Below are 13854 nucleotides of genomic sequence, written 5' to 3'. Positions count from 1 at the left end.
CCGGCAAGGGCTGAAACGCCGCTCTCGACGCTTAGCGGCCGCTGTGAACGTCCGCTCCTTGGGACGTGGTGAGACAGAGCCGGACGACGAGACTCAGTAAATAGGCGCCTGTCTGCCCCACCGTGAGGCGAGGCGTAAGCGGACGCTTCGCGTCAACGACGACGCGGTGTTCGCGCATTTTGAGGTCCACGGGGATCGACGAAACGTTGAGCAACGTCACGGGTGGTTAAACCCTGTCGTCGTACAGCGATCACCGCATTCTGCCTCGGCGAGGCTAGATGGGGGTGGAGCGGCACATGTCGGACAATCAGCGCGAGGCACTTCGCCAAAATGCGTTGGCCGAGATCGCCCTCCTCGACACGCCACCCGAGCGCGAGTTCGATATACTCGCGAAGCTTGCACAACGCATGCTTGGCACCGGCATGTCTTCGATCACCCTGATTGCTCCGGAGCGCCAATGGTTCAAGGCACGCTGCGGTCCCCTGGCACCGGAGACGACGCGGGCTCAGGCGTTCTGCCCGGTCGTGGTCGAGACCGAGGCGCCGCTCACCGTAGCGGACGCTCGCCTCGACCCTCGCTTCGCCGAAAGCCCATTCGTCACAGGCTCACCGTATATCCGCTATTACGCGGGCGTCCCGTTGCGGGTCCGGCGGCCAGACAGCGGCCACGTTACTATCGGCACGCTCTGCGTCCTTGACGAGCGGCCGCGCGAGCCGACCTCAAACGACTTGGAGGTTCTCGAAGAGTTGGCCTGCGTCGCCGAAGCCTTGATTGAGGCCCGGGCCGTCGCTCTCCGTGCTGCCAAGGCCGCCGAAGAGCACCGTCGAGCCGTAGAGCGGCTGGAGCGCGAACGCCGCCAGTTCAAGCAGGCGGAGCGCATGGCCGACATGGGATCGTACCGATACGACATCGAGAAGCAGTTCACCCTCTGGTCGGACGGTGTCTTCGCCATCCACGAACGGCCCGTCAGCGCCGGCGTGCCGAACGGCGAGATCATGAACTATTTCCCCGAGCCCGATCGCTCCCTCTTCGTCGCCGCGGTCAGGCGCACGCTGGACACGGGCGAGCCGTTCGAGATGGACGGCGACTTCATAACCGCCAAAGGCAACGCGCGGCGCGTGCGGTACTCCTGCGAGATCGAGTTGGCCAAGGGCAAACCCGTTGCCCTCATCGGTCTGATCCAGGACATCACCGAACGGCACGGCTTGGAGCAGCGCCTGCGCCACCTCGCTTGCACCGACGACCTGACCCAGCTGGCCAACCGGGCCGAGTTTCACCGTGTTCTCGATGGACGGCTGCACGAGGCGCGCGCTGCGGACGACGACGTGGCCGTGCTTCTGATCGACCTCGACGGCTTCAAAGGCGTCAACGACGTCCTCGGCCATGCAGCAGGCGACGCGGTGTTGCGTGGTGTCGCCGATCGGTTGCGCGCTTTCTGCGATGACGGTTGTCTTCCAGCTCGGCTGGGGGGCGACGAGTTCGCGGTCGTGATGCCGGCCGGTCTCGATCGCGTAGGACTTGATCGGAAGGTGCGGCGCCTCCTGCACGAACTTGAGATCGTCATGCACGGACATGGCCACATCGCTCGTGTGACGGGAACAATCGGTATCGCGTGGTCGAGCGCGGCCGCGCAGAACCGCGACGTCCTCCTTCGTCAGGCCGATGCGGCGCTCTACGCCGCCAAGCGCACACGGAAGGGAACGGCCCAGACCTATCAAGCCGGTGCGGACCACCGAATGGCTGGCTGAGAGCGTCCGCGCTGTGACGCGTGAGCCATGCCACCAATTGATAGAAAGTCAGCCTAGAGCGCATTCCGACGAAGTGGTGACGGGTTCGCCGAAAGAATGCGCGTTGAGACAAAGAGCGAGAGACGCCGGCCTGATGCGATCAGGTCGGATACGGCTCTAGAAGGCGCGTACACCGCCGAGATCGTGCCCGGACGACGCTTACGGATTGAGTGGCTCGAAGGAGGGCCGCCCGCGCGCCGGCGCAGCGTCAAGACTCGTCAGCCCACCCTCTGCAGGCATCGACCCGGCGATCGAGCGGACCCGCCCCTACATCGGGGATCGGTGGCGGAGCGAGGCCGCCCGAGTGGTTGCGGATCAGCTGGCCAGTGCCGGCTCGTACCGGGCGTCCTGCTCATGCTCCCTGAGCCACGTCTCAAATGTCCCGATCTCCAGCGGGCGAGCGAAGAGATAGCCCTGCGCTTCATCGCAGGCCATGGCCCTGACTTGGTCGGCTGCCTCCGCCGTCTCGATGCCCTCCGCGACCACCCGGTAGCCGAGATCATGCGAGAGGTGGATCATCGAGTGGACGAGCGATCGTTCCCGCTCGCCATCCGCGAGCTTGCGCACGAAGCTTTGATCGATCTTCACGACGTGCGCTGGGATGTCCTGCAGGTAGGCCAAGCTGCTGTAGCCCGTCCCAAAGTCGTCAATCGCCAAGCGAATGCCGGCCGCGGCCAGCAAGTCCAACTGACGTCGGGCCTGCTCCGCATTTTGCATGATCGCGCTCTCAGTCACTTCCAGTTCCAACTGCCCGGGCGCAAGGCCGTGGCGCCGAAGGCCGGCCTCGACCGACTGGCCGAAGCCGGACTCGATCAGGTTCGCGGCTGAGATGTTGACCGACATCACCAAGCTGTGCCCGGCATCCTGCCAGCAGCGCGCCTGCGCCAGCGCCCTCTCAAGAACGAAGGCCGTCATCGCCTGCGCGTGGGGCGAGAGTTCGATCACCGGCACGAACTCGCCGGGGGACACCGGCCCCAACTCTGGATGGTCCCAGCGCAGCAGCGCCTCCGCGCCGATGCATCGACCGGTAGACAGGTCGATGCGCGGCTGGAAAACGAGGCGTAGCTGGTCGTCGGCGCGGAGGGCCGGCCCGAAATCTTGGAGCAGTTGGTACCGGCGCTGGTAGGCCTCGTCGGCAACGGACGAGTAGACGCTGATGAGATCGTGCAACGACCGCGCGTCCTGGACCGCGCTGTAGAGGGAGCGAAGCGCGTCTTGTGGCGCCGTCGTGCAAGGCTTGAACACGCTCACACCGATCGCGCTTGTCAGCAGCATCCCAGTAATGGAGCGCTGCCGCGCCTGCCGGTGCTCGTCCGCGAGGAGGCGGACATAGTCGTCCTGCTGAGCCCCGCGTGGAGCGAGAAAGGTGAACTGCGTGGCCGCCGTGTGGTAGAGTTTGCGCCCTGGGCCGATGAGGCGCCGCAACTCCCGCGCGGCCTCCCGCACCAGATCGTCGACGCGGCCCGGACCCATGACGCGGCTATAGGCACTGACCTCTGCTCGGGTCGGCCGAGATCGATGAGCACAGCGATCCTGGCCTCGTTCGGATGCTCGGCGGCGAGATCGGCGAGGTCGTCCAGGAACTGGTTCCGGCTGGGCAGACCACTCAACGGATCGACCCGGCCGAAAGCGTGCTGCAACTCGATCTGCGCCATGACCATCGCGGCGAGGTCCGTGAGGGCGGCGATCTCGGCCGGAGAGACCGTGCGGGGCTCGGTTCCGAGGACACATAGGGCACCCAGGCTGTAGCCTTCGCGCGTGACCAGCGGTGCGCCGGCATAGAAGCGGATGCCGGAGCGGCCGAGCACGCTGTCGGCGTAGAAGGCGTCCTGCGCGAAATCGGGGATCACGAGAACTTCGGCGCTTTCGGCGACCTGCCCGCACGGCGCCTTGTCCCGTGGGATGGAGCAGTGATCGACACCGATGCGCGACTTGAACCATTGCCGGTCGCGATCCGTCAACGACACCGCCGAGATCGGCAGGTTGAAGATCTGGCTGGCCATCCGTGTGATGCGGTCGAAGCTCTCGTTCGGGGGTGTGTCGAGGAGGTTGAGTGCCTGGAGCGCATTCAAACGGTCTTCTTCGAGACGCTCGCGGCAAGCCGTTCCAGACATCGGATGTTTGCCATTCTCCACAAGGAGAAGCAGCCGGCAGTACGCCGATTACTCCGAGCCTCGATTTGCGAATGCATACATGCCCCGACAGACGTTACCGCTTCCTGCCCAGGCCATGGCAATTGCACCCGCGGCCCAAGGATATCGTCAGCGGGGAATGAACGGGCATTATCGAGGTCCGTTGTTGTTGTCCCATCTCGGTGCTGCCCATCCGAACGGAAGCGTCCCAGTCCGCTACCAATCCCCGATGTGAGGGCGGGTGCGCTCGATCACGGGGCCGATGTCGGCAATCAGAGCACCGCGCAGGATTCCTGCTGCATGCAGAAAAGCGGTATTTGCTTCGCTCCGGGAAGGGGAAACGCGCGAACCCCATCGCTGAATGAAGCACCGATTGCTTCATGGCTCGCCCGCGGGGATGGTCCGATCCCTTTTGACTCTGGTCCGCGCCCTCCTCACACGGGCCAGCAGGATCGCCGTCTGAACCGCCGCTCGCTTCAGAATGGGATTTGTTTTCGGACGGGCCGTGATTTGGCTTGCCCAGCCATGGCTCTCGACGGCCGCAGCAAGGTCCACCGTGTAGCCGTCGGCGATCGTATGCGCCGATGTGTCGGGCTTCATCAGATACGTCTCGACAGCCGCGCTCACCTGCTCGTCGGTGACGGTCTTAGCTTTGAAAAGGTCGCCGACGGTCAGAAAAGCAGCCATTGCTCAAGCTTCCGGATCGGCTCCAACGACTTCGACGAAATCTGGCAAGGTTCGACTGTTCGAAGGCGTGTTTCCTGCACTGCAAGGCGTCGCACGCGGCGGCTACCCGCCCCTCGACCCGCGTCACCTCGATCGGGCGTCCGTTATGCCGCGACGCGACACGAGATTTTGGCGTATCCGGTTGTCTACGACAATTGGAGCGCCATCAATATGAATTCGACTGCCGATAGGGGGCTGTTGTCGTCTCCGTCCGACTCGTCGGTTCGATGCAAATCGGTTCGAACGTGCTTGAGGTGTCTGACCTGATGGTGGCGCTCGAAGCGATCGCGAGGACGAAGTCGATCAAGGGGCTGAGCGAGACCCTTGGCCTGTCCTATCGCACGGCTTGGTGCCGATTGCAGATGTACGAAATGGCTCTCGGCCAGCCGCTCGTGCGCAAGACCCGGGGCCAGGGCTCTTAACTCACGGAGTTCGGGGCTGCCCTGGCCGAAGCTCTCACCTCCGCGGTCGCGGGGCTAGACGCGAACCTCGGACGCGAGACCCGCGCCATCGAGCATCGTCTGCGGCGTCTGCTCACCGGCCGATCCGAAGTGCTGACGCTCGCAGCCAGTCACGACCCGCTGCTGATCGAGGTCCTGCGCGAGATCCCGGCCGAGCACGGCCAGATCCGACTGTCGGTGATGGGCAGCAGCACGGCGGTGAAGCTCCTCCTTGACGACGGCGTCGATGCTGCGGGCTTCCATTGCGGGGCGCTGACCCCCGAACAAGCGGATGTTCCGTTCTCGGGCGTGAGTTCGAGCGCTGGGCTCGTGCCGTGCCCGCTGTTCGAGCGCGAGCAGGGGCTGCTGCTCGCCCCCGGCAATCCGCTCGGAATCCGCACCCTCGCCGACCTGACCGCCGAGGGGGTGCGCTACGTCAATCGCCAGCCGGGATCAGGCACGCGCAGTTGGTTCGACCGCATGCTGGCGAAGGCCGGTCTTTCGCCGGACGCGATCCAAGGCTACGCCGTTGAGGAGTTCACGCATCAGGCGGTCGCGGCGATGATCGCCTGCGGAGCGGCTGATGCCGGACTCGGCGTGCGCGTTGCGGCCGAACGGCTCGGCCTCGATTTCCCCTCGGTCGGCTGGGAGACATACTATCTCGCGGCGAGCCGCTCTCTCGCTTCCCCCGTGTTCGATGAGTTGGTTGCTGCGGTGCGCGTGCGCGCAGCAGAAACAACGGGTTACCGCCTCTCAAGAGAACACAAGAGCTGAGCCTGATGGCTCTTGAGGATCGGAAGTGGGCCCTCCATCACTTCTTGGTCACGGCTCTTTTGCCCGTCGTTCCACACGTGGCGCCTGCACCACGTCCTCCGGCGTTTCATGCACGACGGTGTGATCGGCCCGATGGGGATCTCGGATCGCGCATGTGGACACTCACCCCAAGCGCAGGCCACCGAATAAATCTTCCGGGGTAGTTCGGGCGGAGCAGCTCGATGTAGGCTGATGCACGGAAGAACCTCGCCGCGGCTGAGCCGGGCGGCGCCAGTTCATTGCAGACGCCTGCTCGATTGCACCCGAAGAGCGCAACGGTGCGAACTGGCAGAAAGACGACCGCCGGCGGCCGTGAACCAGCCTCGATTCCGTTGGCATCACGAAATCTTGCGTCGGCATCGCTCGGAATACGGCTGAGTTCGCCGCAATTGCCCGCACCCGCGAGGCAAATACTAACCAAAATTAATTGACGCAAAGTAGGAAGCACTGTATCCGATGCTAACTTCTAGCGGAACGCGCCTGACAAGGATTGCATCCGATGGAAACGCATCGCACGAATATGGCCGGTTACATCCCGGCAATGGTAGCGCTCGTTTCGGTATTCTATTTTAGTCTTCCGGCATCGGCGCAAGTCGCGGACGGCCAACCTCCTGCCGACGTCGCGGCACCCGGCAGCAGAAGCGATGCAGATCCCGGTCAGGGCAAGACATCTGATCTCTTCTTTGCTGCACACGATGTCTCCGGGAAACTCGGCACCCCTCTCCCGCTGGAAATCAAGCTTGTCCGCACAGGCAGGGTCTCGATCGAATCCATCCTCCTGCTGGGCCTGCCCCAAGGCGTGACGATCAGCGACTCGACCAACACTTTCTCGCCGTCAGACGAGACAAGGGACGTAGACATCAAAGCGTGGGATCTCCCGAACATCACAAATCACGCAAACCGACGAGCGCGAGAGCCGGTTCTCGCTCGCCGTCGCGGCGATCTGGACTGCGGGGTCCGGTGGGCAGGTCGATGTCGCAACGAGCCTTCTCAACGTCAGTTTCCGCCCCGACGGTCCTGATCGGGCCACTGCTGCCGGCGACGAACCACGCAGCCCCGAGAAGCCTGCGGCTGCGACTCGCGGAACCCTGTCGCCCCCTCAAGTCATCGCCAGCGCTGCCGCTCCCGATGCATCGGCCACGGCCGAGGGCGTCGTGGTGCCGTCGGCCCGTGGCACACCTCTCACGAACACAGCGGGGATCGACCGTCCGGCCTCGCCCGCCGTCACAGAGAAAAGGCCCGCCGCTGAGGGCGAGGCTGCGCGGCTCAAACGTCCCGTGGAGACCACACGGCCGACGCTCCAGGCGGACCCACTGGTGGAGCGAGCCAGGGGCCTGATACGGCTCGGCGATATCAGCGGCGCCCGACTTCTGCTGGAGCGTGCACAGGCGCGCAACGCACCGAACGCGACCTTCCTCCTGGCACAGACCTGGGATGCGGACATGCTGCGGCGCTGGAACGTGCGCGGCCTGCGGGCCGATCCGGATCTCGCCAGGAGCCTTTACGCGAAGGCCGCAGCTCAGAACCAGACGGATGAGCGGCTGCTCGCCGCGACGGGCCGCTGACAGCACGCCTTGAAGAAAGTTCGACAATCACCGAGGGACACGCACATGTCGAGGCTTGGCCTGTACGCCGCCCTTATCGGGATCGCCCTGATGGCGAACGACCCTGTCGCGGCAGCCCCAGACACCGCACCGGTCGAGGCCGCCCCCGCAACGGAAGCTGCCCTCGGCGAGCGCATGAACGCCAACACCGTCACGGTGGTGACCGGCACGCCCGGCGGAACCTACTTCCGCGTCGGCGCCGAGCTCGCCTTCGTGCTGGATGACGGCGATAAGCTGCGGATCTTGCCGATGCTCGGCAAGGGAGCAGGCGAAAACGCCTATGATATCCGGTTCCTGAAGGGTGTTGATCTGGGCTTCGTTCGCACCGATACCCTGGACCAGCTGCGGCAAGACAAGCGCCTGAGCAACATTGAGCGGCAAATCCAATACATTGCCAAGCTCTTCGACGACGAGCTACATATCATCGCTCCGAATTCGGTCCGGACCGTTAGCGATCTTGCCGGCAAGCGGGTCAGCTTCGACGTCAAGGGCAGCGGCACCGACTACAGCGGCCGGGCCATGTTCCGCGAGCTCGGCGTCACTGTGGAAGGGATCAACGTCGATCAGCCCACCGCCCTCGAGATGCTACGCAACGGCGAGATTCAGGCTGTCGTGTCGGTGGCGGCTAAGCCGGTGGCTTTCATTGCGAGCTTCGATCCGGGTGAGCGCTTCCACTTCGTGACGGCGCCCTACCCGGACACGATGAATGAAGCCTATGTCCCCGCGACCCTGACGCGGACTGATTATCCGAAGTTTGTCGGCGAACAGGCGGTGGAGACCGTCGCGGTCGGCACGGTCCTCGGGGTCTACAACAGCCCGAAGGGATCAGCGCGCTATGAGAAGCTCGTCCGCTTCGTCGACGCCTTCTTCGGCCAGTTCGACAAGTTTCTGGCTCCGCAGCGGCATCCGAAATGGCGGGAGGTCAACTTCGCGGCCTCGGTGAAGGGCTGGAGGCGCTTCCGGCCGGCGCAAGAGTGGCTCGACCGCCACAAGGAGCAGGAGGCCGCTGCCCAGCCGGATCTGGACCGGTTCTTCCAGTCACAGCCCGAGCGACCGGCCGGAAAGGAGGAGATCTACCAAGCCTATCTGAAGTGGCGCCAAGCGCGGTGACCACCCAAAATCCGGCTTTCTGATCGCCAGCTTTTCCGGCCGACTAATCTAAAGTCGACAGCCGTGGGTTCATCCGTTCCAGTCGTATGTCTGTCGTTGCAGCACTCGCTGCTCAACGACCTTGCTGGGGCATCAGGTTTTGAGTCTGCTTGACGGCCTCACGGCAGCTCTGGTCACCCTTGGCGTTCAGGTCCACCGCTTTTTGTAGCGCCATTTTAGCCTGAGAGACCTTATCTTCGGACGAGCGTTCGGGTGAAGCTTTAGCATCGCCGCCTTTCGCCGCGTCCGCAGCAGCGGTCGGGCGGTTCTCCGACTGACGACGGACGTCCTCGGGTGAAGTCGCCACGCGACCGGCCGCAACAGCATCGGCCTGCCCTGAACCAGCGGCAGCGCCGACCGGTCCAGAAACGCCACCGACCGTGCCCGGGGAGCCGCCACTCTCACGGGAGGCGCCGCCTTGCTGTGCGCGATCCGTCTCTGGAGTTCCGACCGGCTTGGCCGTGTTAGTGGTCGCAGCGCCCGCTGTGGCGCTCCTACCTGCTGTATCATTGGGGCCTTTCTGCTGACCGTAATCCGGCTCCGAGACAGGTGCCCCCATCCCGACCTGTGTACCGAGTTCACGTTTCAGCTTGGCGATATCATCCGTGCATGGGCCGCCTTCCTGCGCAAACGCTGCCGGGGCAAAACTGAAGGCGGCGAAAGCGACAGCTCCGCAGAGTAGATGCAGACGGGACATTGGTTTCCTCCAAGGCTTCTTGTTGGCCCCTGCTCAACCTCCTGCGTCGGCGCGGGTTCAGTTGCCGGAACCGAAACGACGAGGGACGAGCGTCGGCAACTCACGTCGCATCAATCCCGCCCAGCTCAGCCGTTGCAGGTTTTGATCTTCTCGGACAGTATGATTTCGCACTGAGTTTGAACAACGCTTTCGGAAGCGGATTGCCCGTTCAGTGGACTGTGGCGGTCCCTCCGAAGACTTGCCCCGCCGGCTCAGCCGCGCGGGGCATTTTCGTAAGCACGAGCCATTGGAGGAGGCGGCGCCGACCCGCCGGGACCAAGATCGCCCGTCTGCCATCCATCCGGGAAGCAACATGGATTGGAGCGCAACGGCATGGGCCATCGTACCAGGAAAATCGGCGAAACGCGTCGTCGGAGAATTGGTCATGGCCGAGCAAGCCCAGGAAGAAGGCTGCCGCTTCATGCGCGAACTTGTTGCGTTGTTGGCGCGAGAGCAACCCAATTTTCCCCTCAGCGAGCAGGAACATCTTTTTCAGCAGCTGCTTGATCTGGAAAAGCGTGCTGAAGCTGAAGGCGCTGACGCCGTCGTGCGAGCAGCGATCGCGAGCGCGCGGAGAATGTCTGGTGTCGTCGCTGCCGCCGTCTGGCCTCCGCGCGTCCGTGGGCACTGAGTTGGGTACTGAGGACAAGCCCTTCGCGGCCAGCCCGCTGCAATCACCGTGAAATCACCCTCAGGCTCGCTATCAGTGCCGCGTCGGTGCATCCTCTGTGAAAGTCCTGATGCCGTCCTCTTGGATGCACTGCTCAAAAGCCTCGTAGGCCTCAACGTCCGTGTCGAAGGCCCCCTCCCAGACAGTCGAGCCATCCTCATGATCGACCACCTCAAGGGTCCAGCCTTCATCGGTACCGGCGAAGCGGTAGATATAGACCAAGACCGTCACGCCCTCTCGCATCACGGGGCCGGACAGGGGGGAAAGCTCGAGATCGTGGTCTTCTGACGGCATGGCTAACTGCGAGTAGGAGCGGTGATCTTGCGCGCGGTGCGTCAGTCGCCCGGCGTCCAATCAATTTCGTGCTGCTGGGCCAGGATTCGCTCGAAGTCGGTAGCGACGGCCTGCGAAGCAGCTTCATCGTGGCGCGAAGATCGTGATGTTGTTGTTGATCTGGTACGCTGCCGTCGGTGGGGCGTTGACGAGTCTCAGCCTGATGGGGCTCTCGCCGAGGATGGCTCCGAATGCGGGGGTGATCCTCATCGGAAAGCACCGAGACAGCGCCTCGAAGGCGGCATCCTCGAACCGTTTCCGCGCCTCCTGATCGCCCTTAAGCTGACGTGACGTGACGAGCGCTGGGCCCCGCATACCCCCTGTCTTGTTCAGGCCGAAACGGAAGGCGATCTGCGAACCTTCCGTGTCCGCCGGCACCGTCCAGCAGGATGCCAGTGCGGCTCGGAGCTCAGCCCAATTGTTGACTGCGGGCGAGACGGCCGTTTGAGCCCAAGCCAGCGTCGAAGGCGCTGCCGAAGCGCCCCCTAAGATCACCGCGAGCGCTATGAAGCGCACCTGAAGCGTTTTCATTGTGCTGCTCCGGTCTTGCGCAATCTCACACCGAGCCCACCATTATTCTACTCCCTGAAGATGGCGCCGTCGGCAGGCAACCGATCAAACGTCGGCCGACATGTAAGGCTGCCCCGCATCGACCAGCGCACGATCGACGACTTCGATCGCCAGCAGGATGCGCGTGAGGTCTTCGGCCATCGAGACCGGGGCCAACGCGATCGCACCCATACGCTTGGCAATTGCGTTTCGCTGCCGCACGAGCGCCAGGCGCGCGGCGTTGAGATCGTCCAGCTCGGTCGCGGACATATCAGTTTCGTTCCTTTTGCGGTTGCAGGTTGCGATCGTCACTGCTCCCCAAGACGCACGCCGCGCTCGCTGCGTCGGAAGCCACTGAAGAAACGCGTCAGGGTGGCGACAACGCCGTCGCCTTCGGACTCTCGATCCGTTGCTTGACCGGCAGCATCCGCTTCGCTGAAGCGCTTGCCGGCCTCATATAGCACCTGCTCGACCAGCGGCGGCAAAGGTGCGTTGTGCTCTTCGAGGATCTGAGCACCGCTCACAAGAGCTGTGAAGAGGTCCCGAGATAGCCGATGGTCGGTGATTTGCGTCTCTAGGATGCGCTCGGCAGCCAAGGTCGCCAGCCGCGACAGCTCGCCAATCTTTTCGGTCTGTGCGCTGGCGCCTTCCATGTCGGTGAGTTCCTGGCCTTCGATGTTCGCTGATGGCGCGTGCCCTTATGACGTGCCGGCCGCGTCCATTCCCACCGAACCGTCGGCACGATCGAGAACGCTGACGCGTGGACCGCGAACTCCGCCGCTCTGCTGCTCCCACGCATCGAGAGCCTCATTGGCTGCATCGATGATGTCGCGCGGTGTGCCGCCCTGGGACTTCGGGCCGAATTGCCTCCACGAGACGAGTCAGGAGTGTCTGTTCCGTCTGAGGGTGCAACTCGCCCGATGCGTGGCGCATGTAGGCGGAGTAGACACTTTCAGCGATCGTCCGAGCCGTCCGATCAAGCGGTGGGGTATCCTGCTCCATCTCTCGCCTCCCTGCCGTACGGGCTTGCGCGAACCGCCGTTTCAGCCCGACTTGTTCTCAGCGACTCCGCCAGCACCGCGGGAGTTCCCACCTGCCCCAGTGATCCCATGGCGATTTGCCGAGCACCGCTGCAACGGCGGGGAATGTGGGGACGGTGATGTCGGGCACCGGAGACGACGAACGGCACGCTGGCGCTGATCCCGGCGGCGCTGCACGAGGTGGCCCGCATCTGGCGCCAGCAGGGCAGTCCGCCCTGGCGCTATTCGAAAGCCGGCGTAGTCACGGTCGACCTCTTGCCGCTCGCTGCCTCGCAGCGCGCTGATCGGTCGACTCGACCGCGAGCGCTCGACGCGACTTATGGGCGCACTCGACGCCCGCGACGCTCGCTTGGGCTGCGGCAGCGTGGTGCTGAGGTGGGCCGGGCTCGCGCAGCAGCGGCGGGCCTGGACGACCAAGTTTGAGATGCGCACGCCGCGCTACACCACACGGGTCGACGAGCTACCCGTCGCGGACGCTTGAGAAGGGGCGACAGAACGTTTCCCTATGTTGCCCCTCGCAACGGTTACGCGATGTGGCAAGCGTCGGCGTCGGTCCAGGCGCCGTGGCCGTCGAGTTCGGCCGCGAACACGGCGGCAAGGCACCGACGCTCCGCCTCGACCGGAGCGCCGTCTTCCGCCACCGGGCGGCAGCGGCCGTAGGTGCCGGCCGGCACGAAGTCCGGATCGGTCAGCGGGCCGTTCTCACCGGCGAACCAAAGGCGGCTGCCTATTTCGTATTAGCTCTCGGCGGCCAGACCTTCAGCGAGCAAGATGTCGTGCGCATCCAGCTCGATGTGCCAGTAGGTCACCTGCGTCGCCGGCTCGCGGACGATGGTGTTGCCGTTGATCAGGCACATGACCGGCACCAGCACGCCACCCTCGCGGTTGGTATCGGGGCCGACGAGCACCGGATGGCCGTGCGAGAGGCGCAGATCGCGCCGGGAGGCCGGGGCCGAAGGCGCCCGCGCGATCCGGACGGGCTGCTCGTTGTGGGGCAGCGCCTCACCCTTGGCATCGAGGGCGCGGTTGCCGATCCAGGTGATCGGACGCAGCAGGCCGGAGGCGATGACGGCCAGATCGCCGACGCGAAAGTCCTCGACCGCTACCTTGCCCCGCGGTGCGGATCAGGGTGCCAGTCGTAAAGCAGGGCGCTTGCTGCAGATTGCGGAACTTCTGTGGCGTATTGTTCGGCAGGGTGAATTGCTGGCCCGGCGTCACAACGCTTGTCGAAATAACAAGTGTGCCGTTTAGAGACTGGTTCGGGTCGAGAGCAATCGTAGCGGCGTCATCCGTCTGCTAGCCAGTCTGCGCGCCTGTGATCACGGGGCCGAAGCCACTGAAGATTATGACGGTGCCCGGCCTGTTATCGTTTGACGGATCAGGAGAGGTGACGAACACCTGTGAGTTGGGGGCACGTTGAGGGATGCGGCCAGCTGGGTCCCCGTGATCTGAACTGTAAACTACTCCTTGTTTCCGGAGCCCTCAGACAATCTAGTTGCAAATTTCCCCGAGTTTTGAAGCTGATATTTAAATCTACCTGGAAATTGCGCATATATCATTAAATCCCCCTACGAAACCGTCTGCAGCGATCTTTCGCAACAGATCAAAAAGGAAGCTTTTTTGCTTCGGTTTCGATGATTGAATTAGCAATACTGCTCGAGTTTTGCGGGTGCACAACGCATAATGTGTTGTCCAACAAAATCAGTGAAGCGAACGGCAGTAATCTGAAACCGAAAACCAAATATACTTTTCATGTGCAGATCTTTTGGAAATACATTAAATGAAGCTAATATTGTATCTAGGCCAGCATTCGGAAAAGCCTCAGGTTAACTAAGGTTTGTCGGGAGGGCGGGGGGGGACGATTGTCGTTAGGCC

Annotated in this window: 17 protein-coding genes and 1 pseudogene; 8 read left to right on the top strand and 10 right to left on the bottom strand. The window is 63.6% G+C overall.

Annotated elements, in window-relative coordinates; genetic code table 11:
* Positions 1–296: 296 nt before the first annotated feature.
* Entirely contained in the window at positions 297–1748 is a 1452-nt protein-coding gene (locus M2437_RS06850) for a sensor domain-containing diguanylate cyclase (RefSeq protein ID WP_253386908.1), read from the top strand.
* Between the two features lie 354 nt (positions 1749–2102).
* Here the strand turns inward: M2437_RS06850 and M2437_RS06845 are convergent, their stop codons facing one another.
* From M2437_RS06845 to M2437_RS06835, 3 genes are all read right to left on the bottom strand, one after another.
* Positions 2103–2957, bottom strand: coding sequence for a putative bifunctional diguanylate cyclase/phosphodiesterase (locus M2437_RS06845; protein ID WP_499006566.1), 855 nt, complete (start codon positions 2955–2957; stop codon positions 2103–2105).
* A gap of 95 nt (positions 2958–3052) precedes the next feature.
* Complete coding sequence (locus tag M2437_RS06840) at positions 3053–3901, bottom strand: GAF domain-containing protein (RefSeq protein WP_499006564.1); 849 nt, start codon at positions 3899–3901, stop codon at positions 3053–3055.
* A gap of 396 nt (positions 3902–4297) precedes the next feature.
* Positions 4298–4606, bottom strand: coding sequence for a hypothetical protein (locus tag M2437_RS06835; protein WP_147017553.1), 309 nt, complete (start codon positions 4604–4606; stop codon positions 4298–4300).
* A gap of 266 nt (positions 4607–4872) precedes the next feature.
* Between M2437_RS06835 and M2437_RS06830 the strand changes: the two genes are divergently transcribed.
* The 5 genes from M2437_RS06830 (at position 4873) to M2437_RS06810 (ending at position 8612) form a co-directional block, all read left to right on the top strand.
* Positions 4873–5067 carry a LysR family transcriptional regulator gene (locus M2437_RS06830; protein WP_253386906.1) on the top strand — a complete coding sequence of 65 codons (195 nt, stop codon included), beginning with the start codon at positions 4873–4875 and terminating at the stop codon, positions 5065–5067.
* A gap of 129 nt (positions 5068–5196) precedes the next feature.
* Positions 5197–5859: a substrate-binding domain-containing protein gene (locus tag M2437_RS06825; RefSeq protein ID WP_253386905.1), complete on the top strand. Its 663-nt coding sequence runs from the start codon at positions 5197–5199 to the stop codon at positions 5857–5859.
* 538 nt (positions 5860–6397) lie between these two features.
* The gene (locus tag M2437_RS06820; RefSeq protein WP_499006561.1) at positions 6398–6919 is read left to right on the top strand and encodes a hypothetical protein; all 522 of its coding nucleotides are present in this window, start codon (positions 6398–6400) and stop codon (positions 6917–6919) included.
* Positions 6920–7214: 295 nt separating this feature from the next.
* Positions 7215–7463, top strand: a complete 249-nt coding sequence (locus M2437_RS06815; RefSeq protein ID WP_499006559.1) for a hypothetical protein — start codon at positions 7215–7217, stop codon at positions 7461–7463.
* A gap of 45 nt (positions 7464–7508) precedes the next feature.
* Positions 7509–8612 (top strand): TAXI family TRAP transporter solute-binding subunit, encoded by a 1104-nt coding sequence (locus M2437_RS06810; protein ID WP_253386903.1) that lies wholly within the window; start codon positions 7509–7511, stop codon positions 8610–8612.
* Between the two features lie 112 nt (positions 8613–8724).
* Here M2437_RS06810 and M2437_RS06805 read toward each other — a convergent pair whose 3' ends face one another.
* The gene (locus M2437_RS06805) at positions 8725–9348 is read right to left on the bottom strand and encodes a hypothetical protein (RefSeq protein WP_253386902.1); all 624 of its coding nucleotides are present in this window, start codon (positions 9346–9348) and stop codon (positions 8725–8727) included.
* A 352-nt stretch (positions 9349–9700) separates the two neighbouring features.
* Here M2437_RS06805 and M2437_RS06800 point away from each other — a divergent pair, with 352 nt between their 5' ends.
* Positions 9701–10018 (top strand): hypothetical protein, encoded by a 318-nt coding sequence (locus M2437_RS06800; protein WP_253386901.1) that lies wholly within the window; start codon positions 9701–9703, stop codon positions 10016–10018.
* Between the two features lie 72 nt (positions 10019–10090).
* Here the strand turns inward: M2437_RS06800 and M2437_RS06795 are convergent, their stop codons facing one another.
* From M2437_RS06795 to M2437_RS06780, 4 genes are all read right to left on the bottom strand, one after another.
* On the bottom strand, positions 10091–10351 hold the full coding sequence (locus M2437_RS06795; RefSeq protein WP_056113270.1) for a hypothetical protein: 261 nt from the start codon (positions 10349–10351) through the stop codon (positions 10091–10093).
* 123 nt (positions 10352–10474) lie between these two features.
* A complete protein-coding gene (locus M2437_RS06790) occupies positions 10475–10921 on the bottom strand; it encodes a UCP034077 family protein (protein ID WP_253386900.1) in 447 nt (148 codons plus the stop codon).
* Between the two features lie 84 nt (positions 10922–11005).
* Positions 11006–11209: a hypothetical protein gene (locus tag M2437_RS06785; protein ID WP_147017566.1), complete on the bottom strand. Its 204-nt coding sequence runs from the start codon at positions 11207–11209 to the stop codon at positions 11006–11008.
* 38 nt (positions 11210–11247) lie between these two features.
* Positions 11248–11592 carry a hypothetical protein gene (locus M2437_RS06780; protein ID WP_253386899.1) on the bottom strand — a complete coding sequence of 115 codons (345 nt, stop codon included), beginning with the start codon at positions 11590–11592 and terminating at the stop codon, positions 11248–11250.
* Positions 11593–12108: 516 nt separating this feature from the next.
* Between M2437_RS06780 and M2437_RS06775 the strand changes: the two are divergent.
* Positions 12109–12460, top strand: a pseudogene (locus tag M2437_RS06775) (DUF4113 domain-containing protein); the annotation flags it as partial.
* Between the two features lie 43 nt (positions 12461–12503).
* Here M2437_RS06775 and M2437_RS06770 read toward each other — a convergent pair.
* Both M2437_RS06770 and M2437_RS06765 read right to left on the bottom strand, forming a co-directional pair.
* A complete protein-coding gene (locus M2437_RS06770) occupies positions 12504–12653 on the bottom strand; it encodes a hypothetical protein (protein ID WP_253386897.1) in 150 nt (49 codons plus the stop codon).
* Between the two features lie 63 nt (positions 12654–12716).
* A complete protein-coding gene (locus tag M2437_RS06765; RefSeq protein WP_253389598.1) occupies positions 12717–13046 on the bottom strand; it encodes a Hint domain-containing protein in 330 nt (109 codons plus the stop codon).
* Positions 13047–13854: the final 808 nt, after the last annotated feature.

The sequence above is a fragment of the Methylorubrum pseudosasae genome, assembly GCF_029504475.1.
Classification (GTDB): Bacteria; Pseudomonadota; Alphaproteobacteria; order Rhizobiales; family Beijerinckiaceae; genus Methylobacterium; species Methylobacterium extorquens.
This window is presented reverse-complemented; position numbering and strand designations above follow the sequence as displayed.